The organism is Streptomyces pseudovenezuelae (genome assembly GCF_001513955.1).
GTDB classification, from domain to species: domain Bacteria; phylum Actinomycetota; class Actinomycetes; order Streptomycetales; family Streptomycetaceae; genus Streptomyces; species Streptomyces pseudovenezuelae.
The window spans coordinates 637,481-660,086 of the sequence record NZ_KQ948150.1 but is presented as its reverse complement, the minus strand read 5'-3'; the positions used below and the strand labels follow the sequence as shown (position 1 = coordinate 660,086).

23 protein-coding genes and 1 pseudogene are annotated in these 22,606 nt (G+C 68.0%); 10 read left to right on the top strand and 14 right to left on the bottom strand.

From position 1 onward, the window contains the following. Positions 1-234 precede the first annotated feature (234 nt). From AQI94_RS30915 to AQI94_RS30905, 3 genes are all read right to left on the bottom strand, one after another. Positions 235-996 carry a DJ-1/PfpI family protein gene (locus AQI94_RS30915; RefSeq protein ID WP_031056672.1) on the bottom strand — a complete coding sequence of 254 codons (762 nt, stop codon included), beginning with the start codon at positions 994-996 and terminating at the stop codon, positions 235-237. After that, positions 993-1,979 (bottom strand): GlxA family transcriptional regulator, encoded by a 987-nt coding sequence (locus tag AQI94_RS30910; RefSeq protein ID WP_107064328.1) that lies wholly within the window; start codon positions 1,977-1,979, stop codon positions 993-995. The genes AQI94_RS30915 and AQI94_RS30910 overlap by 4 nt, the downstream gene beginning before the upstream one ends. A 385-nt stretch (positions 1,980-2,364) precedes the next feature. Further along, a complete protein-coding gene (locus AQI94_RS30905; RefSeq protein WP_031056676.1) occupies positions 2,365-4,428 on the bottom strand; it encodes an alpha-L-fucosidase in 2,064 nt (687 codons plus the stop codon). A gap of 653 nt (positions 4,429-5,081) precedes the next feature. Between AQI94_RS30905 and AQI94_RS30900 the strand changes: the two genes are divergently transcribed. Then, positions 5,082-5,897 carry an oxidoreductase gene (locus tag AQI94_RS30900; protein ID WP_031056677.1) on the top strand — a complete coding sequence of 272 codons (816 nt, stop codon included), beginning with the start codon at positions 5,082-5,084 and terminating at the stop codon, positions 5,895-5,897. 50 nt (positions 5,898-5,947) lie between these two features. After that, complete coding sequence (locus tag AQI94_RS45370) at positions 5,948-6,166, top strand: hypothetical protein (RefSeq protein WP_062230041.1); 219 nt, start codon at positions 5,948-5,950, stop codon at positions 6,164-6,166. Positions 6,167-6,238: 72 nt separating this feature from the next. Here the strand turns inward: AQI94_RS45370 and AQI94_RS30890 are convergent, their stop codons facing one another. Together AQI94_RS30890 and AQI94_RS45865 are read right to left on the bottom strand one after the other, a co-directional pair. Further along, positions 6,239-7,147 carry a squalene/phytoene synthase family protein gene (locus tag AQI94_RS30890; protein ID WP_031056679.1) on the bottom strand — a complete coding sequence of 303 codons (909 nt, stop codon included), beginning with the start codon at positions 7,145-7,147 and terminating at the stop codon, positions 6,239-6,241. A gap of 190 nt (positions 7,148-7,337) precedes the next feature. Next, positions 7,338-7,643 carry a hypothetical protein gene (locus AQI94_RS45865; RefSeq protein ID WP_225890328.1) on the bottom strand — a complete coding sequence of 102 codons (306 nt, stop codon included), beginning with the start codon at positions 7,641-7,643 and terminating at the stop codon, positions 7,338-7,340. Here AQI94_RS45865 and AQI94_RS30885 point away from each other — a divergent pair. Beyond that, positions 7,558-8,157, top strand: a complete 600-nt coding sequence (locus AQI94_RS30885; protein ID WP_225890324.1) for a DUF4232 domain-containing protein — start codon at positions 7,558-7,560, stop codon at positions 8,155-8,157. The two genes, AQI94_RS45865 and AQI94_RS30885, sit on opposite strands and share 86 nt — an antisense overlap. A 152-nt stretch (positions 8,158-8,309) precedes the next feature. Here the strand turns inward: AQI94_RS30885 and AQI94_RS30880 are convergent, their stop codons facing one another. The 3 genes from AQI94_RS30880 to AQI94_RS30870 form a co-directional block, all read right to left on the bottom strand. Next, positions 8,310-9,596: an MFS transporter gene (locus AQI94_RS30880; RefSeq protein WP_199814384.1), complete on the bottom strand. Its 1,287-nt coding sequence runs from the start codon at positions 9,594-9,596 to the stop codon at positions 8,310-8,312. A 17-nt stretch (positions 9,597-9,613) separates the two neighbouring features. Then, positions 9,614-10,153: an ArsR/SmtB family transcription factor gene (locus AQI94_RS30875; RefSeq protein WP_031056687.1), complete on the bottom strand. Its 540-nt coding sequence runs from the start codon at positions 10,151-10,153 to the stop codon at positions 9,614-9,616. Between the two features lie 483 nt (positions 10,154-10,636). After that, positions 10,637-11,563 (bottom strand): S41 family peptidase, encoded by a 927-nt coding sequence (locus tag AQI94_RS30870; RefSeq protein ID WP_031056690.1) that lies wholly within the window; start codon positions 11,561-11,563, stop codon positions 10,637-10,639. Positions 11,564-12,045: 482 nt separating this feature from the next. Here AQI94_RS30870 and AQI94_RS30865 point away from each other — a divergent pair, with 482 nt between their 5' ends. Beyond that, positions 12,046-12,423: an AAA family ATPase gene (locus AQI94_RS30865; protein WP_031056692.1), complete on the top strand. Its 378-nt coding sequence runs from the start codon at positions 12,046-12,048 to the stop codon at positions 12,421-12,423. A 240-nt stretch (positions 12,424-12,663) separates the two neighbouring features. Then, positions 12,664-13,074 (top strand): YunG family protein, encoded by a 411-nt coding sequence (locus AQI94_RS30860; RefSeq protein ID WP_031056694.1) that lies wholly within the window; start codon positions 12,664-12,666, stop codon positions 13,072-13,074. 697 nt (positions 13,075-13,771) lie between these two features. Here the strand turns inward: AQI94_RS30860 and AQI94_RS30855 are convergent. The 3 genes from AQI94_RS30855 to AQI94_RS30845 form a co-directional block, all read right to left on the bottom strand. Continuing rightward, positions 13,772-14,221, bottom strand: coding sequence for a DUF5707 domain-containing protein (locus AQI94_RS30855; RefSeq protein WP_062230040.1), 450 nt, complete (start codon positions 14,219-14,221; stop codon positions 13,772-13,774). A gap of 443 nt (positions 14,222-14,664) precedes the next feature. Further along, on the bottom strand, positions 14,665-15,261 hold the full coding sequence (locus tag AQI94_RS30850; protein WP_031045234.1) for an NADPH-dependent F420 reductase: 597 nt from the start codon (positions 15,259-15,261) through the stop codon (positions 14,665-14,667). Between the two features lie 41 nt (positions 15,262-15,302). Beyond that, positions 15,303-16,121 carry a 3'(2'),5'-bisphosphate nucleotidase CysQ gene (locus AQI94_RS30845; RefSeq protein ID WP_031045236.1) on the bottom strand — a complete coding sequence of 273 codons (819 nt, stop codon included), beginning with the start codon at positions 16,119-16,121 and terminating at the stop codon, positions 15,303-15,305. A 113-nt stretch (positions 16,122-16,234) separates the two neighbouring features. Between AQI94_RS30845 and AQI94_RS43250 the strand changes: the two genes are divergently transcribed. The 5 genes and pseudogenes from AQI94_RS43250 to AQI94_RS30820 all read left to right on the top strand — a co-directional run bounded on the left by AQI94_RS43250 (position 16,235) and on the right by AQI94_RS30820 (position 19,999). Next, entirely contained in the window at positions 16,235-16,498 is a 264-nt protein-coding gene (locus tag AQI94_RS43250; RefSeq protein ID WP_078902733.1) for a hypothetical protein, read from the top strand. A 548-nt stretch (positions 16,499-17,046) separates the two neighbouring features. Continuing rightward, positions 17,047-18,048: a DUF6192 family protein gene (locus tag AQI94_RS30835; RefSeq protein ID WP_031045238.1), complete on the top strand. Its 1,002-nt coding sequence runs from the start codon at positions 17,047-17,049 to the stop codon at positions 18,046-18,048. Positions 18,049-18,051: 3 nt separating this feature from the next. Continuing rightward, positions 18,052-18,462 (top strand): hypothetical protein, encoded by a 411-nt coding sequence (locus AQI94_RS45365; RefSeq protein WP_031045241.1) that lies wholly within the window; start codon positions 18,052-18,054, stop codon positions 18,460-18,462. A 46-nt stretch (positions 18,463-18,508) separates the two neighbouring features. Beyond that, positions 18,509-19,366, top strand: a pseudogene (locus AQI94_RS30825) (IS5 family transposase). Between the two features lie 51 nt (positions 19,367-19,417). Further along, positions 19,418-19,999, top strand: coding sequence for an SMI1/KNR4 family protein (locus AQI94_RS30820; RefSeq protein WP_031045245.1), 582 nt, complete (start codon positions 19,418-19,420; stop codon positions 19,997-19,999). A 425-nt stretch (positions 20,000-20,424) separates the two neighbouring features. Here the strand turns inward: AQI94_RS30820 and AQI94_RS30810 are convergent, their stop codons facing one another. The 3 genes from AQI94_RS30810 to AQI94_RS30800 all read right to left on the bottom strand — a co-directional run bounded on the left by AQI94_RS30810 (position 20,425) and on the right by AQI94_RS30800 (position 22,489). After that, positions 20,425-20,883: a TIGR03618 family F420-dependent PPOX class oxidoreductase gene (locus tag AQI94_RS30810; RefSeq protein WP_031045250.1), complete on the bottom strand. Its 459-nt coding sequence runs from the start codon at positions 20,881-20,883 to the stop codon at positions 20,425-20,427. A 701-nt stretch (positions 20,884-21,584) separates the two neighbouring features. Continuing rightward, positions 21,585-21,773, bottom strand: a complete 189-nt coding sequence (locus AQI94_RS30805) for a hypothetical protein (RefSeq protein ID WP_031045253.1) — start codon at positions 21,771-21,773, stop codon at positions 21,585-21,587. Positions 21,774-21,901: 128 nt separating this feature from the next. Then, positions 21,902-22,489 carry a TetR/AcrR family transcriptional regulator gene (locus AQI94_RS30800; RefSeq protein ID WP_031045256.1) on the bottom strand — a complete coding sequence of 196 codons (588 nt, stop codon included), beginning with the start codon at positions 22,487-22,489 and terminating at the stop codon, positions 21,902-21,904. Between the last annotated feature and the right edge of the window lie 117 nt (positions 22,490-22,606).

Here is a 22,606-nt window from a genome sequence, read left to right as displayed (position 1 = left end):
ACGCATGGCTGAAAACAGACGTGCTCCGCGCATCGGGGGTCGGGATCCACAGAGGGCTCGCCGTATGCCCCCTGTCGAGCCGCGTGGGGTTTGGGCCGGAGGCGGCTGCCGGGGACCCTTCACCGGAAAAGCTGTTCGCAACGTGAGGGAGGGACGGGCACGAACGATCCAGGCAACGGCGCCGAGGACGATGACGCAGGAGGTGCCGGTCCCCTCAGCGGCTCCGCCCTTCAGCTACACCTGCGAGGCGGCCAGCAACTCCAGTGCTCTCTCCTTCAGTTGGGGACTGGCGACTGCGGCGTTTCCGGCGTCGAAGGGGGGCTGGGGGTCGTATTCGACGGCGAGTTGGATCGCCTTGGCCGTGTCGTCGTCCGCGATGAGGGAGGCGAGATACAGGGCCATGTCCACTCCCGCCGACACCCCGGCCGCGGTGATGATCTTCCCTGAGCGTACGTAGCGCTGCGGGAGGTAGGTCACGTCGAAGGTGGACTGGAGGTACTCGGCGGAAGCCCAGTAGGTCGTCGCCCGCCTTCCACCCAGCAGCCCGGCCGCGGCAAGGATGATGCTGCCGGTGCACACGGAGGTCGTCCATCGGCTGTGACAGTGGATCCGGCGGATCCAGCGCAGGAGCGCCTCGTTGTTCATCGCCTCGACAGTGCCGCGGTTGCCCGCGCCCGGCACAAGGAGGACATCGAGACGGTCCACCTCGTCGATGGACCGCTCGGCGACCACGGCCACGTCTGCCGTGTCTGTGAGGACCGCGCCGCGCCGCTCGGCGATCATCGTGACGGTCGCGTCCGGCAGCCGGGAGAGCACCTCGGCCGGACCGGTCGGATCCAGCAGGCTGTAGCCGTCGTACAGCAGGATTCCGATGTTCGGTCCGGCGCCGCCCCGCGGATCGGCGTGCGCCCCGGTCGCGGCCGCACCCGTGGCGGCGAGGGCGGCCGTGGCCACGGTCCCCCGGAGTACGTTTCTGCGTGTTGTCGAATGCCTCATGGCCCGGGAGTCTCCTGTTTCGACGCGACGCGCGCAGTCGGCATGTCCGGCATCCTGCGAATCCTGTCCCCCGTCTCCCCGTAGTGGTCCAGAAGCGCCTGCCGCAGCGTCTCCGCCGACCCGAAACCGCATCGACGGGCGACCGCCGTCATCGGCAGTCCGCTGGAACGCACCAGATGCGCCGCCGCTTCGGTACGCGCCACGCGCACGGCCTGGGCCGGAGTCGTACCGAGGTGCGCGGTGAACAGGCGTGTCAGGTGCCGAGGGCTGACTCCCGCCCGCGCTGCCAGGGTGGCGGGGGTGAGGTCCTCGGCCAGATGACTGGCGATATGGCCCATCAGGTCCCGCACCAGCCGGTTCTCCGGCGGCGGAGCGGCCAGGAACATGGAGATCTGCGCCTGGTCGGCCGGCCGGTGCAGGTGCGTGACGAGCTCTCGGGCGACGGCACGGGCCAGCGTCGGCCCGTGGTCGTCCTCGATCAGCGCCAGCGTCAGGTCGAGTGCGCTGGTGACCCCAGCCGAGGTGTAGATGTTGCCGTCGCGTATGTAGAGAGGCGCGACGTCCACGGCCACGGCGGGGTGACGTTCGGCAAGTCGTTTCCCCCACCCCCAGTGGGTCGTCACCCGCCGGTGGTCCAGCAGTCCGGCGGCGGCGAGCACATAGGCACCGGTACAGACGGACGCCACCCGTCGACTGAGCCGGGCCAGCCGACGCACCTGGCCCAGTAGTGACTCGTCCGACGCCGCGTCCTCACAGCCGATGCCACCCACCACGAACAGGGTGTCCAGCTGCCCCGCGACCGTCTCCAGCCCCTGCCCCGCGCCCATCGGAATCCCCGCCGAGCTACGGGCGACCCGACGCCCCAGGGTCCCCAGCTCGATGGAGTACGGCGGCTCGGCGCCGTACCGGTTGGCGATGTCCAACGCGCCACTGGGACAGGCAATGTCGAGGATCTGTGCACCGTCATAGGCGACGATCAGCACGCGCCTGTTGTTGTCCATGCCCGGATACCAGCACAGCCTGCAACGCGTCCGCCAGCACGGCAGCGACAGTCCGAGACCGTCGACGGCGCCCCGCTCGGCACCCTTACGGCGTCCATGACGAAGCCGCTGCGCACACGGGCCGGCATGCGGTTCAACGGGATCCGCAGGTCCTGGTCGGGCACGTCGTACTCCAGGCGGGCCAGCCGTGGCCCGAGAGCCCGCAGCACGCTCCTGACGTCCTCGGCGGGACAGCGGTGACCGGCTCGTGGCGGGGGTTTCGGTGCACCCGATCCGGTCGCGGCCGTTCGCGGTGGCGTGGCGCCGGCACCACCGCGAACGCCGGCGCCGCCGACCAGGTGTGGGGCGGCGCCGACGCGGCGGGCGGTCAGGACACGGGCTGAAGCGTCCACAGCAGGTTGGTGCTGGTGGTCCACGTCCATTGCTTCGTCACGGAGCCGGAGGTCACCTGGCCACCGCCGTCGAGAACGAGTCCCGTACCGCGGTTGGCGATCGAGTACTGGCCGTTGCCGCGGTCGGTGATCTGCCACTGCTGGTTGGAGCCGCTGTTCCAGGCCGCTTGCCGGGCGGGCGAGCCGTTGTCGGTCGAGCCCCAGCCGTCGGCGACCATGCCGTTGGCGCGATTGACCAGCCGGTAGTAACCGTTGCCGAGGTCGACGGCCTGCCACTGGAGGTTGGTGCTGTCGACCGGAGTCCACTGCTTGAGGTTCGAGCCGCTCGCGACATTGCCACCGCTGTCCAGGGCGAGACCGTCCGTGACGTTGATGAGCCGGAAGTACGTGGCCGGATTCAACGTCACCTTGAGTGACGCGATGGCGTCGTTGTTGCCGGTTGTGCGCAGGTCGGGGGTGTCGGCGGTGAAGTTCCAGGTCGTGCCGGTGAAGTTGTCGCCGGAGTAGCCGGTCACCCGGAACCCCTGGGGCACCCGCAGCGACGAGATGGCCGACGGCCCCACCCCCGCGGCCGTCAGCTGGGAGGAGGTATAGCTGCCCAGCGTCAGTACCGCGCTCCCCGCCGAATAGTTCACGTCCTTGAACGCCGTCACCCGCCCCGCGCCGGCGGACGTCGGGACCCCGCTGACCTCCACGCACACCACGGAGTCGTTGGCGTCCGGCGCGCCGGTCGGCACGGTGACGTTGATCTGGCCGCCGCTGACGGTGTAACTGAGTGAGGCCGACGGGTTGTTCATCAGGTAGACGCGGCTGATGGTGTTCGTGAGCGCCGGGATCTGCAGCACGCCGCCCGAAGGCCAGGCGAAGACATGCGCGTACAGCTTGCCGTCCTTCTTGGTGGCCCTTCCCCAGCTGGGGTCGGTGGTGAAAGGGCTCGCCGTGGCTCCGTGCACGCTGTCGCCGTACGTCGCCATCCAGGAGGCCAGGCCCTGAAGTACGGTCACGGATCCGGCAGTGACCGAACCGTCTCCCTTGGGACCGATGTTCAGCAGGAAGTTGCCGTCCCGCGAGACGCAGGTGACGAGCTCCTGGACGAAATCCTTCACGGGGCCGTACGAGTTCTCCCGGCCCGCGTTGTAGCCCCAGGCGCCGTTCATGGTGTCGCACCGCTCCCACTGGCGCTCCAACGGCGCGGCCGGCACACCGAACTCCGCGACCGCGTAGTCGCCGAGCCCCAGGTCCCGCTTGACCCTTTCGTTGACGACGAGTTGGGGCTTGCGGGCGATCAGCCAGTTGTAGAGGTCCACGCCGTCCGACTTGAGCCACCAGTCCTGGAGCGTGGGGCTGGAGGGCTCGCCGAACCAGTCGCCGTCGAACCACAGGAGGGCCGGGTCGTACCGGTCCAGCAGTTCCTGCAACTGGGCCTTCATGTCGGCGATGTAACTCGTACGGGCGGCCTGGGAGGCCATGGTGGTGACGCCACCGCTCCTGATGGTCTGGGAGGGATGGTTCCAGTCCAGGATCGAGTAGTAGAGGCCGAACTTGACGCCCCTCGCCTCACATTCGGTCTTGAGTGCCGCCAGGAGATCTCCCTGGACGCCGGCGTAGTCGTGCAGGTTGTACAGCTTGGTGCCGGTGGTGTCGGTGAAGCTGGGCACGTCGGAGTCCCACATGGCGAAGCCCTCGTGGTGCTTGGCCGTGATCACCAGGTACTTCATACCGGCGTCCGCCGCCAATTGGGCGATGGCCGCGGGGCTGAAGGCCGTGGGGTTGAACCGTTGCGACACCTGGGTCTGGTACGCGGACTTGGACCAGTTCTCGGAGGAGAAGGCCCATTCGCCGTGGCCGAGGTAGGAGTAGGAGCCGAAGTGGATGAACATGCCGAACCGGGCCTGGTACCACCAGTCCATCTTGGACGGGACGGTGTAGGCCTGGGCGGGCGTAGGCCACAGGGCCTGAGGCAGCCCGAAGGCCACGACGCCTCCGGCTAGCGCGGCAGCTTTGATCAGGGAACGTCTGCTCAGGGGCGCAGAGGACACGGTGCGGCTCCAGGATCCTGTAGGCGTGATGGGGAGGGGCAGGGCGCATGCAGGGACGTCAGTTCCGTCGGCACCTCGGAAGCGTTCCGTAGGTCAGCGCCTGTCAGTGACATCGGATGAATTTATAGGGGTTGCTCGCGTTGGCGTCTAGAGTGAAGACAGCAGTTCATCAATAAACCCTGTTCAACGGACACTTGCTGGAGGCCATCACGGATCCGGACTTGAGAGAGTGATGGGACCATCTGCTGGCATAGCTCGGACCTATACGTACGTCGGCCGATGCACCCAGGAGCAGCGAGCGACGGAGTGCACCCCAAGAGGGCGGGATGCCCGTGACCAGCGCTTGATGCCGGCCGTGCCGTGCAGACCGCTACCGTGCGACGCATGCCCTACGGCGTGATCTGCGCGCCGCCGATCGACGCCCAGAAAGGCCGAGGCCGCTTCTGCGACTGCCTTCTGGTCGGCAGCCTTGGGATCCCCGCCCGAACCGGGCCCTCGGGGCCTCAGTTCACCAGGCTCCGTGAAACGTCCACGCCAGTCAGGTGATCCTCCCCGGACCGCCGAGTGCGATCACTTGCCATCGACCGCCCCTCACTCTATTATCGTACGAACGTAAGGCATACGGTCGTACGTCAAAACCGAGGGAGCTTGTGATGGCGGCAACTCGACCGGTGGCACTCGTGACAGGGGCCTCATCGGGAATCGGCAGGGAAACGGCCCGCGCTTTCGTCGCGGCGGGTTTCGAGGTGATCGGGACCGGCCGCAAGACGTCGGGGCTCACCCCGCCCGCCGGTGTGACGTACCTCGATCTCGACGTGGCCAGTGACGACTCGGCCACCGCCGCGGTCGCCACGGTGATCGACCGTTTCGGACGCATCGACGTCCTGGTCAACAACGCCGGCATCGGCGCGGCAGGCGCCGTCGAGGAGAATTCGGTCAGCCAGGCCCAGAGCATCCTGAACGTCAACGTCCTCGGCGTCATCCGTATGACGAAGGCCGTCCTGCCGCACATGCGCGCCCAGGGCGGCGGACGCGTCATCAACGTCTCGTCGGTCCTCGGCGTGGCCCCCCAGCCCTTCATGGCCCTCTACGTCGCGTCGAAACACGCCATCGAGGGCTTCTCCGAGTCGCTGGACCACGAAGTCCGCGAGCACGGCGTTCGGGTCCTGCTCGTCCAGCCCGCCTACACCAAGACCAGCTTCGACACCAACGCCGCTCAGCCCGACACCCCGCTGCCCCTCTACGCGGAGCGGCGTCGCGTCTTCGACGAGGTCATCGCACAGGCGATGAAGGACGGCGACGACCCCTCCGTCGTCGCCAAGACGATCGTCACCGCGGCCACCGGCAAGAGGCCGAAGCTGCGCTACACCGCCGGCCCGCTGGCCTCGCGCGTCACCGCGGCGCGCCGCCTCGTCCCCGCCGGAACGTTCGACAAGCAGATCCGCAAGAACAACCGCCTGCCCACCTGACATCGAGGTCCGGCGGCAAGGGCACCGATTCCTGCGTTGCCTCGACCGCCGTGCGCGGCGACCGGCTGTACATCTGCGACGCTCTCTACGCCTCCTTCGCCTCCTTCGCCTCCTTCACCTCCTTCGCCTCCTTCGCCTCCTTCGCCTCCTTCGCCTCCAAGGACCATCTCGTCGCCACCGCTGTCGCCGACCGGATGTGCGCACAGCACGCGAACATCGTCGCGCAGACCGCGCCCGGCCGTGCCGGGCTCAAACAGCTCGTGCGCTGATAGTTCTCCCCGGAGCAGCGCGACAACAGGGGGACGGCTGCGCCAGGTATCCGCGATCCGACGCCGCACGGTTCAGCGCTGCTTGCGCGCACGTCGGCGAGCGGCCAGCATCACTCGCAGCGAGGCCACCACCGGCGGTGATACGGCCCCTCGCAGCAGCTGGGCGCCACGCGCGAGCGCCGCGTCCGCGGTGAGCAGTTCGATCTCGACGACCGCCTCCAACAGCACCGCGTTGGGGTTCGCGGTCAGTGCGGGCAATGCCTTGGCCGCCAGCAACGAGGCGCGCGCCCTCTCGATCTGGCTCTCCACCAGCGCCCGTACGCCCGGCGATTCGTTCCTCTCCGCGAGATCCTTCGCCGTCACGGAGAAGCGTTCCAGCGTCTCCGTCGGGATGCCGAGCCGCCCTTCCGCCAGGTCCTCGGCGAGGTCGTTGACGAAGTCCAGCCGCTGGCTGCCGTCGATGAACATCCGGCAGCCGGCCCGGAAGTCCTCGTCGTCGTGCTCGGGGCCCAGCAGGGAGGCGACCAGCATGAAGGCGGGCAGCGAGTAGGCGTCCACATAGGCCTGGTAGTCGGCCTCGGTGTCGAAGCCGGCGAACTCCAACTCGGCGGTGGCGGTGGACAGGTACTCCTCGACGACCTCCCTGAGCCGCGGGTACGCCGCCGTGGTGTGCAGCAGCGTACGGATCAGCGGATCGTCGCTCACCCCGCTGTCCAGCGCCTTGCGCACCGCCTGCTCCCACGACGCCCACGCGGCGACTCGCTGGGGCTTCGGGCCGGTGTCCAGCAGGTTGTCCCCGTGATGCATCACAGCCGTCGTCGCCACCACGTGGGGCAGCACTGCCTTCGGCAGCAGCAGACGAGCCGCGAGATACGAGGCACGTCTGAACCGCGCGACCGACGCGCGCTGGGCGCCATAGTCCCGCCGGAGCTCCGGCTCCCTGATCCCCGCGGCGTCCAAGCTCTCATTCCACGCTCTCATGCGCCGATCGTAGACAGGAGGGATCTCACGGTCAGCCGTCCCGGCCGGGCCAACCGGAGTCACGGACCTCGATCGCGTCGGCGTGCGGCATGCGATGGATCCGGCGAGGCGTCCGAACGCCTCCCGGATCAGCCACTGCCCGGTCCGGCGCCTTCCACGGTGATTGTGGCCGGATTTCGTCACCGGTGAGTCACAGGTCGGCGTGTGCGAGAACTGGCGGCTCCATGGTCCTGTCTGGTTCGACGGGAGCGGCAAGGAGCCGCGCTCCGGACAACTTGGACTCGGGGGACAGCATGCGGCACGTGAACGGAATGCGCGGTTCGGCGATGGCGGTCGTCGTGGCTTCGGTGGCCTTGGCGGTGGCGGGATGTGAGCCCGGTGGGAGTGGTGCGGACACCGCAGACGGCGGCTTGACCCCGTCCGGGACCGTCAGCTCATCGGCCTCCTCCAAAACCGATGCCCCGAAGCCCGGCAGCTCCGCCTCCGGTTCCTCCACACCCTCCGCCTCCCGGCCCACGCCCACGCCCACCGCACCTGCGTCGTCCGCACCCGCTACGGGCGGTTCGGCGGCGACCTGCGCCGCGAGCAGTCTGAAGGTGACCGCCCGTCAGGCCGTCGTGCGGCCGGCCGGCACGGGGACCGGGGCGGCCGTCGTCGAGTTCACCAACGTGTCCGGACGAACCTGCGTCCTCAAGGGGCACCCCACGGTGGCCGGTGCCGGGAACGGCTCTCCCGAGATGAACGTGCCGCTCACCGTCAAGCCGACCGGAGCCGCGTCGTCGGTGACGGTGGCCCCCGGCGGCAAGGCGTGGGTGAAACTGACGTTCGTGCAGGTGCAGGGAGAAGGCGACGGGTACTGCGTGTCCGGTTCCGCGCCCGTGCTGTATCCCACCATGGTCGTCCAGCTGCCGTCCTCCGGGGCTCACCAGGTGGCCCTGGACGACGGACAGTTCGCCGAATGCGACGACACCGTGACCGTCACCGCCGTAACGGCCATCGAGCCCTCCTGACCGATCCCAGGCGCACCATCAGCGCGCACCGGGAGACAACCGCAAGCGGAGCGGGGAACGCCGCGCTGGACGAAGTGCGTATGCGGTGGTCGTGCCCAAAACACCACCCACTGGTGGCAGTTCACACGTAGGGGTCGAGTTCAGCGAGGGCGTCACAACAGGTCGGCGGCACTCTTTTGGGCGGGATCCTTGGATGCCGGGTGAGCCGGGGCGCCGGCCGGGGCAGCTGCTGCGGCAGCGGCACGCAGGGCCGCTTCGACTCGGCGGTTGCTGGTCATGGAGGCCGTGACGGCCGTCATCGCCAGGAGGAGGACGGCGGCTGCGTAGAGCGGGGTGCGGATGTCGTAGGTGGTGGCCAGCCAGCCGCCGAGGAAGGCCCCGATGGGGGCGGCGCACATGGCGAGCATGCGGGAGGTGGAGGCGACCCGGCCCATGAGGTGGGCCGGGACGATGGTCTGCCGGAGGGAGGGGCCGAGCACCATCGTGGCACCCATGCCGGCCCCGCAGACGGCGAGCGCCAGCCCCGCCACGTACGGGTTCGGGGCAGCGGCCAGGCCCAGGATGGCAAGCCCCTCGACGGCAGCCGTGCAGCTCAACGCGGAACCGGTGCCCAACCGCCGGCCAAGGGAGGAGGCGATGCCTGCACCCAGCAGACCGCCGGTGGCCTCCGCCGTGAGGAGCAGGCCGAAGCCGAAGGTGTCGATGCCGAGGCGGTCGTGCGCGAAGAGGGCGAGGACCGTCTCCACAGCGAGGAAGGCGATATTGCCGACCGCCGGGCGAAGCGCGAGCCCGAGCAGCACCCGGTCCCGGAAGACGTACGAGGCGCCGGCCCGCGCCTGCCGAAGCAGCGACTCGCGGATCTCCGGCACGGGCCGGGGCAGGGCGGGAAGCGACCGTACAAGCAATGCGGAGAGCATGAACGACACCGCGTCGGCGAGCAGCGGAACCGCTCGCCCGATCGCGAGCAGCGCACTGCCCGCAGGCGGCCCCGCGAACCCGGACATGGCCGTCTGGGCACCCCGCAGGCGAGAGTTGGCTCGCTCCAGGAGTGCGGGGTCGCGGCCGAGCAGGTCCGGCAGGTAGGCCGTGGCGGCCGTGTCGAAGAAGAGGCCGCCGAGGCCGAGCAGGAAGGCGACGGCCGCGAGCAGCGGAATGCTCAGCACGTCGAGCGCGGCCGCTGCCGCCGTGGTCGCGAGCAGTGCCGCACGCGCCGCGTCCATGCCCCACATCGTGCGCCGACGGTCCCACCGGTCCACCAGCGCACCGCCGAGCACGCCGAAGAGCAGCCATGGCAGTGTCCCGGCGGCCGTCACGACGGCGAGTGCCATGGGATCCCGCGTCAACGTCAGCGCGAGCAGCGGCAGCGCGGCATGTGACACCCCGTCACCGAGCGAGGACACCGACTGCGCAGTCCACAGTCGTCCGAAGCCAGTCGGCAGCTTTCTCGCACCTGAGTTCACTTGGCGGCCCCCTCGGCCTGGTCGCGCGGTGCCGGGTGGAACAGTGCGAAGACGAGTGAGGCGTCCGGCAGCGACGGATCGGACAGCTTCCGGTACTCGTCCGCCAGTGCCTCCAGCCGCGCCCCCAGCTGCGCGAACTGCTCCTCCGTGAGCCGCAGATGCGCCATGCCCACGTGCCGCTCGCCGTCCGCCGGCGACGCCTCCAGGTCCGCCACCGCATGCCGCATCAGCACATCGGGCTGCCCCGCCCCGGGGTCCGGCAGCTCGATCGACCGTGCGGCCATCGCGTAGTACCGCTCGGTGACTCCCCGCACCTTCCGTGTCCGCACCACCTTCACCAGGCCGGCCCGCTCCAGCAGCCGCACGTGATAGCTGGAACTCCCCTTCGCCAGGCCCAGTCGCTCGGCGATCTGCGTGATCGTCGCCGGCTCGAAGCGCAGCACGGCCATGATCCGGTGACGCGTGAGATTGGAGACGGCACGCAGCTGTTCGTCCGTGGTGACGTGAAACGTCTCGGGAACATCATCAGTTGGCATACGAGCAATGGTCAACGATTCTTGACCATTGCGCAAGGGGGTGGGCCGCAAGACGTTTCAGAAGCTGCTGGCCTGCACGGAAAAGTCGCGATACCACGTGTTCGTCCGGGACGGCACCGGACCCACCGGCGTCGAGAACCGGATTAGCACTTGCGCGCGACTGACCGGCCGCCGGTGTCCCACCAGCCCGAAGTCTCGGTCCACATGGCCGTGGCCACCGACCTGTTCACGTAGGGGCCCCTGCGGAGCGGCAGTTGACGCCCCGTCATTGCCACAGGGGCGAGCGGCGGTTTCGGAACGCGGGGGCGCTGTACGACACGTCAGTGCGTGCTTCTTAGCACCGATCCTGAGGAGGCGCAGACGAGGAACGGCTTATCCAGCACTCCGAAACCCTGATCACCTGGGCCGCCTCCATCTTCATGACCAGGCGTCTCGCACAGAACGGGACCATCCCTGACTGTCCGAGAACACCACCGGAAGATTTCACGGACGCCGACAGCCGCCGCGCTTCAGAAGCCAACTCTCTGCTGCCCGCAGGACCTCGTCCCGGTTACGTGCCACGGGGCGTGGATCTTTGATGATCTCCACGTCCGGAGGAATCGGCGCGTCATACGCACGGCCCGTTCGGTCCGCGTCCTTGACTTCCGTGAGGACCAGCACGGCTCCGTCGGACAGGTGGTACGGCATGTTGCCGGTGGGCACGCCGCTGGTCTGCTCGCCGAAGAACCGTGTGTCAGGACGTCCCCGGAGGGCCACAACGACTGCTTCGCCCGAACTCGCTGTGCGCTTGCCGGTCAGGACCGCGACGGGTGAGTTGCTCTTGGTGAGCGGTCGGCCATCACTCCAACCGGCCGACTTGCCGTCCTTGTACGGACTGCCGTGCCTGATCGACCAATCGGACTCCCTGCCGTCGGCATCCACGAACGCGCCGACCTTGCCGTCCCCCAGGATGGGACCTACAACCGCGAGCATGGGCCACATGTTGCCCCCGGTGTCCGCACGCAGGTCCACCACCCAGCCGCAGGCATCGTCCGCGCCGGCCTTCGCCACAGCGCTTCGGCCCTGCCGTACGTACTGGTCGTACGTGTCCTGAGACCCCTGCACCCCAGGCAGGGAGATGTAGCCGACACCGCTCTTCAGGGAACGGCCTTCCAGGCCACTTAAGTTGACCGGAGAGGCTCCGAAGCGCTCCTTTGCCTGCTCCGGCTCCCAGAAGGCGCTGTGTCCGTCGCCCAGCGCATACAGAGCCGAGTCGATCGCCCCGTACGTGTCCGCCGCCTTCTGCGCGCCGCGCGCCTGCGAGAACGCCCTGCTCCGCAATTCCGCCCAGTCAATCCTGTGGCGAACAAGAGAGTGCTTCTCCATGATGCTCAGCGCCTTCGACAGGTAAGTGCGTGCGCTGGGCGACATGTCGGCAGCCGCTGAATCGTGCGATCCGCTCGCACACCCTGTCGCGGCGGCCACTACGCCCATCAGGCCGACGCAGGCCGCCATGCGCAGTGAACGTTCCCGCCCCATCCATCCCTCCGCACCGTCACTCGACCCACCAGCAACCCTAACCTTGGCGATGAGCCACTGACGGAGCACCTCAGATCAGGGCCACACGCCTGGCGGGAGCGCATTGCGGCAGAGGCCCTTTCCGACAAAGGCGGTGCTGACGGGACTCTGACTGTCGGCGTCAGCACCCCGTAATGACTGCGCTGCGGTCGGCTTTGCTCGGCGCCAGGGACATACGGGCATCTGCGGCAGGTGAGCTGTTCGAGGATCTTTGACCCACCCCCACCCCCACCCCCGCCAACTCCACTCCCCCGGGGCTCCACTGGCTCAATGCCTCCGCATGACGCTGTCAGCTTCAGTGGGCCTGTCTCATCACGCACGAAAGGCATCTGAGCATGCGACGGTACGTTCTCACCGACACGCCGGGCGCAGGCACGACATCGATCCTGCGGTGCCTGTTCGACCGGTCGCCCGTCTGCACACACGCGCTCGCCACCTACCTGGGGCGGCCGGTATCCCGTGCGCTGATAGCGGAGATGCAGCGGATAACTACCGAGGAGATCTACGAGCAACAGGTGCCCTTCGTCCGCAACCTGGGGTTCTGTGCGCCCACCGGTGCCCGTCGGATCAACTTCCAGGAATCGTTGGTCTTGGAGACCATCCACGAACAGAGCTACCGCGCCTTCGGCTTCGAGCTCATCGACATCCCTGCCGGCGACCTGGCCGACCGTGTCGCCGCGGTCAACTCGGTTATCTCGCGGCCCGACTCGTGAGCCACAGCGGTCGTCACCCGTTCGTCGATGGCGTCCGGGGTCCTGGGTGCCCCTGTTCTCTGGTCCCCACGGCAGCCCAAAAGGCTTGGCGCATCTGCACGCACGGCATTTGTCGATGCGGGGTGGAGGCAGCCGCGGGCCGAGGATCCGGGAGCTGTTGGTCAGTTTCGAAGTCAGATGCCCGTTGCCGTGCCTGCCGACGCCCGGCCGTTGTCAGTGCCTGCTGGCAGCATCCCCTGCATGACACCGTTGCTTCTCACCGACATCGAACGAGCCGTTCGCAGCAGTTGGAGTGCCGAGACATGCACGCCTGACTTCCGCTCGCGCTGGACGAAGGACAACCCGGCCCGGGATCAGTGCGGGGTGACCGCCATGGTCCTCAATGACCTGCTGGGAGGCGAGTTGATCCGGGGAGAGGTCCACGTCGACGGCGAGCGTGTGGACTACCACTGGTGGAACCGCCTGGGGATGGGCCTCGAGATCGATCTCACCCGCGAACAGTTCGCGCCGGAGGAGATCGTCACCGGGGGCATCGTGATTCCTCGCCCACCCGCGAGCGAGTGGCGCAGGCTCCGTGAGGAGTACGAACTTCTCCGCGATCGTGTCCTGGAGAAGCTTGATCTGCGGCCGGCGTCGGCCATGTCGCAGTAGCCGGCTTGATCCGGTTCTGCGCGGGCTGCGGTGACGACGAGCCGGCAGGAGTCGGTGCTGGTCTCGATGATGGGGCCGTTGATAGGGCCGTTGAGGGTCACGCGATGGACGATGGCGGCGCGCAGAAGAGGATGGGTGAGGGTGCCCGGGCCTACCCGGCTCACAACTCCCGGGCCATGGCACACCACTCGGACGGGTGATGACACAGCCGCTGTGCGGAGAGACGCTCAACAGGAAGCCGAACACACACCGCACCGAACGGGCCGCTTCAGAGCATGGTTGGTTCAGCGCCGCCCGGCCCCGTACAGGGGCGGCAGGACCACGGGGGCGGCAGGACAGCCGTCTGCTGGCTGCGGGAGCGCCAGCAGACGGCGGTCGTTCGCGTCCGGATTCGCTGGGCCGTGTCTCTCAACTTCGTAACCGCGTGATGACCGCCGCCAGCACAGTTGCAGAGCTCAAGAAGATTGCGGGAGCCGTGCCTGCACGCGCGCCCGGACGATGTCTCTGGAATCAAGGCCGGCGTGGAACCGTGGTTCACGCAGCAGGCACACCAAGGATGGCGACGTTGTCTGACATCGCCCTCAACGCCTTCCGATCACAGGAAGCAGCAGTGCGGGATGCTCATGAATGCCACCACGTCACAAATTTACGAGCATCGGTAAAACCCCTGTGCTCCATAGGAGCTGGGGGCCACGGCCTAGACCGTGAAGTCGGCAGCCTTGGTGTCCAGGGTCGTGTCGCCGTCCTTCGCGGTGACCAACACAGCCACGTGCCACAGCCCCTTCGGGGATCCCTCCGCATCGGCACGCGTGACGGGGACCTTGTAGGTGCACCGCTCGGTGTCCCCGCTTGAGGGCTTGCAGACGGCCGACTCCACGCCCGCCATCTCCTTGGTGGTCAGCCCCTTCTTCGCGAACGACGAGTCCGCCGGCCACGCCAGCACCTTCACGCTCTTCACATCGGAGGACGCCGTCACGTCGGTCGTGAAGGTCAACGAGCCATCGCGGTCGGCGGCGGGAGCGGTGTAGCGGGCCGTGCTGTGCGCCAACGCGGGTGCCTGGTCCCCGGCGTAGGCGAGGGCGAAAGCACCCGCACCACCGAGCACGACGACACCGGCAGCGACAGACACGACGATACGACGCGACATGAGGATTCCCCCGACAGGCTCAGTTGGATCACATCGGCGCTCTCGTCGGCGCCGTGCACTCATCAGCCGCGCGGCGGGCGCCGGGTATGAGCACGCGTACTCAACTCGGGCCTGAGTAACCGACGTTGCACCCGTGCAGCCACACCCCGCCCTGACAGACCGCTCTGCCACGGGGTGTGCCGAACCGGGTCGGACTGGCGGTGCCGTCGCGGCGTCGACGCGGCCCCGGTCGGCGGACCTGTGGCAGGCAGACCTCGTCATCGTCGCCCCGCCGGCGCTGTCTGGCACCGACGCCACCGCTTGCCCCCACCAGCGCCGCACGGCATACCCCGGTCTCTCTACGCCACCCGCCCGCTGCAGGCCGTCGGAGCCGAGCCGGCTGGCTGGAGTTCAACAACCATCCATGCCCCACGCCGGCTCCGGCTACCTCCGGCCCTCGACGGTCAGCGGGCGATGGAGACCGCGAAGGGGGTGAATCCGCTGGAGCGGATGACGTGCGGTACGAACAGGATCGCAGCCTCCGTGGCGCGGGCGGTCCGGATCCCGCCGAGGTCGGTGATCCATTCCTTTTGCCAGCCGAGGTCGGTGAGCAACTCGCGGACGGTCTGCTTGGCCTGCGGGTCCTCGCCGGAGAGGAACACGGTTGGCGTCTGGGTGAGCGTGGCCGGCGAGGTCATCACAGGGAAGAGCATCGTGTTGAGTGTCTTGACGACGCTCGTTTCGGGGAGTGCTTGCTGGAGTTGTTCGGCCAGGCTCGAACCGGGGTAGATCAGATCGGTGGGCAGCCCGTCCGGCCCGTCGGTGGTGGCGTTGGAGACATCGACGAGGATCTTGTCCCGGAGTTCTTCGCGCAGAGCGGTGAGCCGGTCCAGCGAGCCGGCACCCGGAGTGGCGTTGATGACGATCCGGGCGGATTGGGCGGCATCGGCGGCGGCGCCGGGCGCGCGGTCCGCCACGGCCACCTTGTGTCCTGCCCGGGTGAGAGCTGCGGCCAGGTTGCCGCCGACGCGGCCGTTTCCGAGTACTGCGATCGTGGTCATGACGATCTGATCCTTCCGTGCGTGGCGGTGGTGGTGCGCGGTCAGCGCGAGAGCGTGGATACGGCTTCGGCGTGGACGCCGGGCGCGGCAGCCACGAAGCTCTGGCTCTGCGGGGTCCAAGGGAGGCCCTCGGCGTCGGAGATCCGTCCGCCGGCCTCGGTGACGAGCAACGCTCCGGGAAGCAGGTCCGCGCGGGCGCCGGCGAACTGCCAGAAGGCGCCGATCCGGCCGGCGGCCACGTTCAGCAGGTGCAGGGTCGCGGGCACGGCGACGCGGACGACGAGCGCGTCGAAGAGCATCGCGGTGATCGAGGAGCCGACGCGCCGCACGACCTTCTCGTCCTCGTCCGGCCGGGCCTGACTGGTGGCCACGATGCTCAGGCCGAGGTCCGCGGTCCGGGAGACCTGCAGCGGCCGGCCGTCGAGATGGGCGCCCGCCCCGGTGAGCGCCGTGTAGGTCTCACCGGTCAACGGCAGGTGGACCACGGTGAGCACCGGCTGGTTCTCCCGTACGAGGGTGGCGGTCACCGCCCACTCCGGCAGGGCGTGCAGGTGGTTGACGTTGCCCTCGGCCGGATCGACGACCCACCATTCGCCGGACGGCAGCGCCCCGCCGTCCAGTTCGTCCTCCACCCAGCCGGCGTCCGGGCGCAGGCTCGTGAGACGGGGACGCAGGATGTCGAGGGCCGTGTCGTCGTTGGCCGCGAGCGCCTGCATCAGCTCTTCGCGCGTCTCGTAGCGAACCACCTCGCCGAAACGCTCCCGCAGTGCCGACCCCGCCTCCCGCACGGCGATCGCGGTCTGGGCGAGCAGATCGGCGTCGGAGGCGGCGACGTCACTGGTCTGAAGCGTTTCGGACATGGTGGTGCTCCCGTCTGAGGAGGGGTACTGAGGCCCGGTCGAGGGCCGAACTGCGCGTTGCGTCTTGCGCTTTCGCCTCAACGGTATGCAGCGCGTCGATTAACTTCAAATGCATGGCAGGAACGGATGAGATTACCCAAACGCAATTGGATGCGAACGCCCTCGCCGTGCTCGACACGCTGCGCGAGGAGGGCAGCGCGACTGGGGCGACGGCGCGCCTGCGCATCAACGCCCCTGCCATGAGCCGGAGTCTGGGGCCGCGTCCAGCGCGCGACCGGGATCAGATGCTGTGCGTACCGGTCACACCACGACCTCAACGCCCTAGCGAACGCCGCGCACCAGACATCCATGCGCCCTTACTCAGTGAGTGTTTTTGAACTCTGGTCGTGAGGTGCCTACGGCTGGATGATCTGGTTCGTGGCGGATGGTGGGTCGGCTCGGCGGTACTGCCGGGAGTGCGGTGATCCGCTGCCGGTGCCGATGGCGGCGGAGGCGGTGTTCTGCTCGGGCCGGTGCAGGTCACGGCGGTGGCGGAGGCTGCGGCGGACCCGGCAGCGAGTGATAGCGATGCAGCGGGGCGAGCTCGCGGTGTGCCCGGTGTGCGGTCGTTCGTGGACGGTGGGGGTGGAACGCTCGGCATCGGCCGTGTACTGCTCGGACCGCTGCCGGGTGCGAGCCTGTCGGCAACGGCAGGCGTCGCGGAGCGGCATTACGGAAACGGCGTAGGCGAACGCCTCGCTGTCACCACCAACACGTCTTGTTTGGCAGCTGAGTTGATGACGACTGGCGGGTGCTTCGAGCGCCCCCGGTTCACGCTCTGCCTCGGCGTGTCGCGCCCGCGCCACCGTGAGGTGACCAGGACCGCCTGCCCTTATCGGCCACGTGTGAGTGACCGGGCCGGACCCAGGACAAGGCGGTAACCGTCATGACCGACCGGATCGGGAACGTCACCCGGCAGCGTTACGAACAGCTCGTCACCCAGGCCAAGGGCCTGATTGCGCAGGTCGCCCGCGCCCAGTTCTCCTTGGGCGACATGGCGCTGGAGATCGAGCCTATGAGGGCGGTGGGCGGGTCGATGCCGAACGGAACGGAGGACCTGTTCACCGTGACGGAGTCGCTGCAGATGTTCGCCGACGACATCGGGGTGGAACGGCGGACCGTGGAGGACTGGCGCTACACCGCCAACCGGTGGCCGAGGGAGAGGCGCAAGGAGGGCGTGTCGTTCACTGTCCACCGCATCCTGGCCTCGGTCGTCGACGAGGACGAGCGGTGGGCGGCGATCGAGGACGCCCCGTTCAACCCACGTACTGGGGCCCGGCAGTGGACGCCGGACGGCGCGAAGCGGGTCGTCGGCCAGCGGGTCGAGCGTCCCGTGACGGTCGACGAGAAGGTCCAGGCAGTCGCCGATCTGACTCGCGACGACGAGGTCGCCGCCCAGGTGGCGGCCGGACTGTTCACCCGGCCCGCGGTCACCGAGCAGGTCACGCCGGCGGAGAGGATGCGGGTCGTCACCGAGCTGACGAGGGATGACACCGTCGCCCAGGAGGTGACCACCAGTCTGCTACGCAGGCCGACGGTGGCCCGGACGGTGATGCGTGACGACACGGCCCGCATGCTGGTCAACCGGGCCCAGTTCGACAACTCCGAGGAAACGCGTGAGCGGATCCGGGAAACCACCCCGGCCGTCCGCAAGATCGAGCACACCATCGAGTACCTCGACCTGGTCGGCTCCTGCCACAGCTTCGTGGCCACTCTCGGCCGACTCGTCCCCCAGCTGCGCGGGCAGGAGTTCACCGACGACGAGCGCGAGACCGTCCGTCGGCAGATCGGCCGGGTCCGTGCGGCGGCGGACTGGCTCGAAGGAGCCCTCGACAACGGCGAGTTCACCCTCGACGAGCAGCTGACCCAGCTCCTCAAGGGCGAGTAGACGATGGCCCGTCGCACCGGCCAGCCGCTGGATGAGCACTACGGCGACCTGGTCCGCGTCGCGCTGATGGAAGCCAGACCAGCCAGCCTGCACACCGTCCAGCTCGTTGCCGCCACCCGATTGAAGAAATCCCAGGTCCAACGCGGAATCCGGCACCTTCGCGACGTCGGCGCCGCAGAGAACCTCACCCCCATCATCTGGCGGCGCAAGGACGGCTACATGTTCTCCGACGACCCCGCGGACTGGATCGAGTACGAGAAGAAACAGCTCGCGCAAGTCCTCGGCCGCCTCACCCGGATGATCACGGGCACGCTCGCCCCGCACCTGGCCCGCTGCCCCGACGACGAATGGGCCCAGCTGGTGGCCGCCCAGCTCACCGGGGTGTCCGCGACCCTCGCCCAGCTCTCGAAGTGACCCCCGTCCGCTCCTTCCGCTTCTTCACCTTCCCGACGAGTCCGCCATGCCGAGCCCCCTCCGCCCCCGTCGCTACCCCTCCGACACCACGATCGCCGAGTGGGCCCTTCTCGAACCGCTCCTGCCCGTCCCGGCCTGCCAGACCAAGACCGGCGGGCACCCCGAGAAGTGGCCCCGACGGTAGATCGTCGACGCGATCCGCTACATCGTCGACAACGGCGCGAAGTGGCGCGCTCTGCCCTCCGACTACCCTCCGTGGGAGACGGTTTACGGGTTTTTCGCTCGATGGAACCGCCGCGGCGTGGTCACCTACATCCGTGACCAGCTCCGCCGCCAGCTCCGCACCGGCCTGGGACGATGCGCCTACCCGGTCACGCTGATCATCGACTCGCAGTCCGTCAAGGGCGCCTCCACGGTAAGCAGGGCGACCCGCGGCTTCGATCCCGCAAAATTGATCAACGGGCGCAAGAGACACGTCGCGGTCGACACGAAGGGCTTCCCCGTAATGATCATGGTGACGCCCGCCGACATACAGGACCGCGACGCCGCCCGCGAACTGCTCTGGCGCCTTCGCCTCACGCACCCGCAGATCACCCAGGTCTGGGCCGACTCCGCCTACGCCGGCCAACTTGTCACCTGGGCCGAGGACTTCCTCCACATCACCCTCAAGACCGTCTCCCGCCCCAAAGGCGCCAAAGGCTTCGTCGTCCTCCCGCGCCGCTGGCGCGTCGAACGAACCCTGGGATGGATCATGAACGCGCGCCGCAACGCGCGGGACTACGAGCGCCTTCCCCAGCACAGCGAAGCCCACCTGAACTGGTCGCTCATCACCCTCATGACCAGACGGCTGACCAGGAAGAAACCCCCTCCCAGCTGGACGAAGAAACCGGCGCCACCGGCATGAATACGTCGCGAGGGCGCGAGTGTGTCAGTGCGAACTGGCACGATCCGCCTTATGACTTCCTCGATACCTGAGTCCTGGACCCGCATCGAGGCGTGGCTCGCCGACAAGGCACCCCGCACCTTCGCCGAGTTGGCGCCCCCAGCCGAACGCGCGGCGATCGAGATGGCAGAAGAGGCCATCGGCCTGGCCTTTCCCCAGCCGCTGACGGAGTCACTCCTGCGGCATGACGGCACAGCCTACGGCGTTCTGTTACCACCGTTTTGGATGATGCTGAGCACCCAGCACATCGTGGATGCCTGGAAGAGACGGACCGAAATCCATGGCCCGGAACGGCCGGGCGCCGAGGCGGGCGATCCCGAAGGCGAGTACGGGCCATGGTGGCACCGGCAGTGGATCCCCTTCGCGGCAGACGGATCCGGCGACTATCTGGTGATCGATCAACGTTCCACCCCGAAGCGGGGACGGATCGGAGACGCTGACCACGAGGACGGCTGCCGCTTCAATCCGCACCCGATGTGGGCCTCCCTACCAGAGCTGCTTGACATGACTGCCACCGCGCTTGAGACCGGCAGGCTGGTGGACTGCTACGAGCGAGTCGTCATCGATGAGCGAGAGCTGACATGGGAGTTTTGACCGGACGCTAAGCCAGTTCAAAAACACTCACTCAGCTCGACCTCACCCCGCCGCGTAGTGGCGACCGCACTCACGCAGACGGCTAACGAGCAGTTCGCGCGCGACTCCGGCATCCTGATCAGCGCCCCCAAAGACAAACACGGCCAGTTGCCGCCGACGTCGGCCTGGCCGTGCTCCCCCTCCCGCACGAACCGCCGGCGGCACCCGTACACCACTCGTGGTGTCAGCGATACGACACCGCCGATGCCCATCGACGGGCTGATCCTTCCGTCCACTGGAGCCGCTGCGGGATGGCTCCCATGACCGCCCTCGCCAACTGATTGGCAAGATGGCCTACTTCGGCGGAGACCGGCTGCCGACCCCAAGCCAAAGCCGTCCGGCTTGCAGGTCAACGAGCGTCCGTGACAGGCATGGCCGCGCCGGACCTAGCCATTGACATCCAGGGCCGTGCCGTAGAGCCTCTCCACTCTCAAACGAATGACGATCCTGCGCTCGTCGACCAGTTGCTTGAGGAACGCATCCTCGTCCTTCGGCTTCGCATCTGCCGGGATCATCGCGAGCAGTTCTCTCCCGACCGCGTCACCGGGAACCGTCGTGACCTCGGAAGCCTCCGCCGTACCTTCGGCGACAGCGAACGACCACACATCGCCGCCTTGTACATGGAGCGCGGCACGCGGGTTGCCCTGCAGATGCTTGACCTTGATGCGATCGGCCGTGGTGGACAGCCGCACGATCCGGGACTCGGGGTCCCAGTGATAGAGCATGGTGGTCAGGTGTGGATGGCCACTTCGCTTGACAGTGGCGAGAGTTCCGAACTGCTGCCTGGCGAGTAAGTCGGAGAGGGCCGCTTCGGACAGGGAACGAGGTGCTGGTCCTTGAGTCATGCTGTGATCAACTTCGGCAACCGCTCCAGCATTCCACCACCGTCGCACGTCCTTCCATCTTGCCTCCACCAACCCGCACAAACACCACCCCTCGCTGGATGCTGGACGCCAACTCCCTCCCAGACATGACCATATGGGCCCACGCGCCTCGCCGCGTCAGCCGATATAGGACATCGCGGCATCTGGCGGTGATCGATAGACTCTGGACAAGAAGAACACGGAAGACGAAGAAGAGATTGGCAGGACCGAGACCACCTGCCGTATCTGTGGGTACGACAACGGCGATCGGTGTTCAACGAGTACGGCGTACGCGGTACGTCATCTGCCCGTGCTGCTACAACGAGTCCGGCATCGGCGATGACAACGTGTCACAGGTCCGTGAGCTGCGCGGCTATTGGGTTGCGACCGGAGCTCAGTGGCATGAGCACGAACAAACCGTATCCAGGACCATCGACCACGCAGTCCAACACCCACAACCGGGCGCTCGCTGCGTCGTTGACCGCGGTCGGTCCAGAGGTGCTCCTCACCACCTCGTAAGCCCAGTCCGACGCGAGGTGCAGCTAGGTGCGAGGCTCAGCTACTGGATTGCCAGTTGAGGTAGCCGACGCACGCGGTCCACTTCCTGCCGACACGCCGACACGCCGACACGCCGACACGTCGACCGAGAGCCGACCGCGACAACCCTTCGAGTCGCCGTCCGGCTACGACGCTACGGCCTCGCGCTCCCTGCGAGACCGCCACCACGAGCCCAGGAACCAGACGGCCACGACAGACGCGGAGGTCACCGCAGTGTTCAACCAGCCCCGGTAAATGCCCGCGAAGCCGGTGACGAAGCGCATGAAGATGGTGAACGCGACCCAAATCACCAGCCATCGAACCGGCTTGGCCATTCGCCTCTCTTCTCGCACAGCGCGATCATAACGGTGGGCTTCAAGGAAAGCAGGTCAGTCCCCGATCCGTCGCGCTCCACACGAGCCGCATACATTCCCACTCTCGGACGCCTCCCGACGAAGCAGTCCTACGGAACAGGACCGCTCAGGACTCTCGCGGTGAAGGTGGCCAGGTGGGCGCGGAGCGTTTCTCGGGGTACGCCCTCGTGTCCGGCGAGGTGTTCGACGAGGTCTGCGCGGGTGGCGGCGAGGAGGGCGTGGGCGGCGAAGGCGGGATCCGGGAGGCCGGGGATTCTGCGCAGCGTGGATTCCAGCAGGGCATGCCAGTGCCCGTAGTGCTCCGCCCGGTACGGGCTGTCGTCACCGGTGCCCTCAAGGGCCAGGACGAGGTGGCGGTTGTCGAGCTTGAAGCACAGGAGGGTGTCGAGCAGGGCGAACACGCGCTCCGGCGCGGGAGTGTCGGGCCCAAGCGGCGGCGGGCCCGATTCCACGGCCTGCCGCACCGGTTCGAGCCGCGCCGCGTACAGCGCACGAATCAGCCCCGTGCGGTCGCCGAAGGCCCGGAAGAGCGACGCCTTGCCGACACCGGCCGCGGTCGCGACATCGGCCATCGTGACGGTCTCCGCGCTCCCGCCGTCGGCGAAGAGGGCGTCGGCGGCAGCAAGGAGGGCCGCCCGGTTCCGGACGGCGTCCTTGCGTGGTGTGCGCTCAGTCATGCGGTGTGTCCCTCCGACTTCAAAGCGGACTCCTGGTCCGCATGCCCTTGCGAAGCGGACCCGGGGTCCGTATCGTTCGGGCAGTTGAAACGGACCTCAGGTCCGTATCGTACGACG

What these genes read in the sequence shown, in the direction of transcription:
- AQI94_RS30805 (WP_031045253.1), bottom strand. Translation starts at nt 21,773, where the DNA reads ATGGCCAAGCCGGTTCGATGGCTGGTGATTTGGGTCGCGTTCACCATC.
- AQI94_RS30845 (WP_031045236.1), bottom strand. Translation starts at nt 16,121, where the DNA reads ATGTCCGAAACGCTTCAGACCAGTGACGTCGCCGCCTCCGACGCCGAT.
- AQI94_RS30900 (WP_031056677.1), top strand. Translation starts at nt 5,082, where the DNA reads ATGGCGGCAACTCGACCGGTGGCACTCGTGACAGGGGCCTCATCGGGA.
- AQI94_RS30810 (WP_031045250.1), bottom strand. Translation starts at nt 20,883, where the DNA reads ATGACTCAAGGACCAGCACCTCGTTCCCTGTCCGAAGCGGCCCTCTCC.
- AQI94_RS30915 (WP_031056672.1), bottom strand. Translation starts at nt 996, where the DNA reads ATGAGGCATTCGACAACACGCAGAAACGTACTCCGGGGGACCGTGGCC.
- AQI94_RS30855 (WP_062230040.1), bottom strand. Translation starts at nt 14,221, where the DNA reads ATGTCGCGTCGTATCGTCGTGTCTGTCGCTGCCGGTGTCGTCGTGCTC.
- AQI94_RS30850 (WP_031045234.1), bottom strand. Translation starts at nt 15,261, where the DNA reads ATGACCACGATCGCAGTACTCGGAAACGGCCGCGTCGGCGGCAACCTG.
- AQI94_RS30890 (WP_031056679.1), bottom strand. Translation starts at nt 7,147, where the DNA reads ATGAGAGCGTGGAATGAGAGCTTGGACGCCGCGGGGATCAGGGAGCCG.
- AQI94_RS43250 (WP_078902733.1), top strand. Translation starts at nt 16,235, where the DNA reads ATGGCAGGAACGGATGAGATTACCCAAACGCAATTGGATGCGAACGCC.
- AQI94_RS30870 (WP_031056690.1), bottom strand. Translation starts at nt 11,563, where the DNA reads ATGTCGCCCAGCGCACGCACTTACCTGTCGAAGGCGCTGAGCATCATG.
- AQI94_RS45365 (WP_031045241.1), top strand. Translation starts at nt 18,052, where the DNA reads ATGGCCCGTCGCACCGGCCAGCCGCTGGATGAGCACTACGGCGACCTG.
- AQI94_RS30860 (WP_031056694.1), top strand. Translation starts at nt 12,664, where the DNA reads ATGACACCGTTGCTTCTCACCGACATCGAACGAGCCGTTCGCAGCAGT.
- AQI94_RS30875 (WP_031056687.1), bottom strand. Translation starts at nt 10,153, where the DNA reads ATGCCAACTGATGATGTTCCCGAGACGTTTCACGTCACCACGGACGAA.
- AQI94_RS30820 (WP_031045245.1), top strand. Translation starts at nt 19,418, where the DNA reads ATGACTTCCTCGATACCTGAGTCCTGGACCCGCATCGAGGCGTGGCTC.
- AQI94_RS30865 (WP_031056692.1), top strand. Translation starts at nt 12,046, where the DNA reads ATGCGACGGTACGTTCTCACCGACACGCCGGGCGCAGGCACGACATCG.
- AQI94_RS30835 (WP_031045238.1), top strand. Translation starts at nt 17,047, where the DNA reads ATGACCGACCGGATCGGGAACGTCACCCGGCAGCGTTACGAACAGCTC.
- AQI94_RS30800 (WP_031045256.1), bottom strand. Translation starts at nt 22,489, where the DNA reads ATGACTGAGCGCACACCACGCAAGGACGCCGTCCGGAACCGGGCGGCC.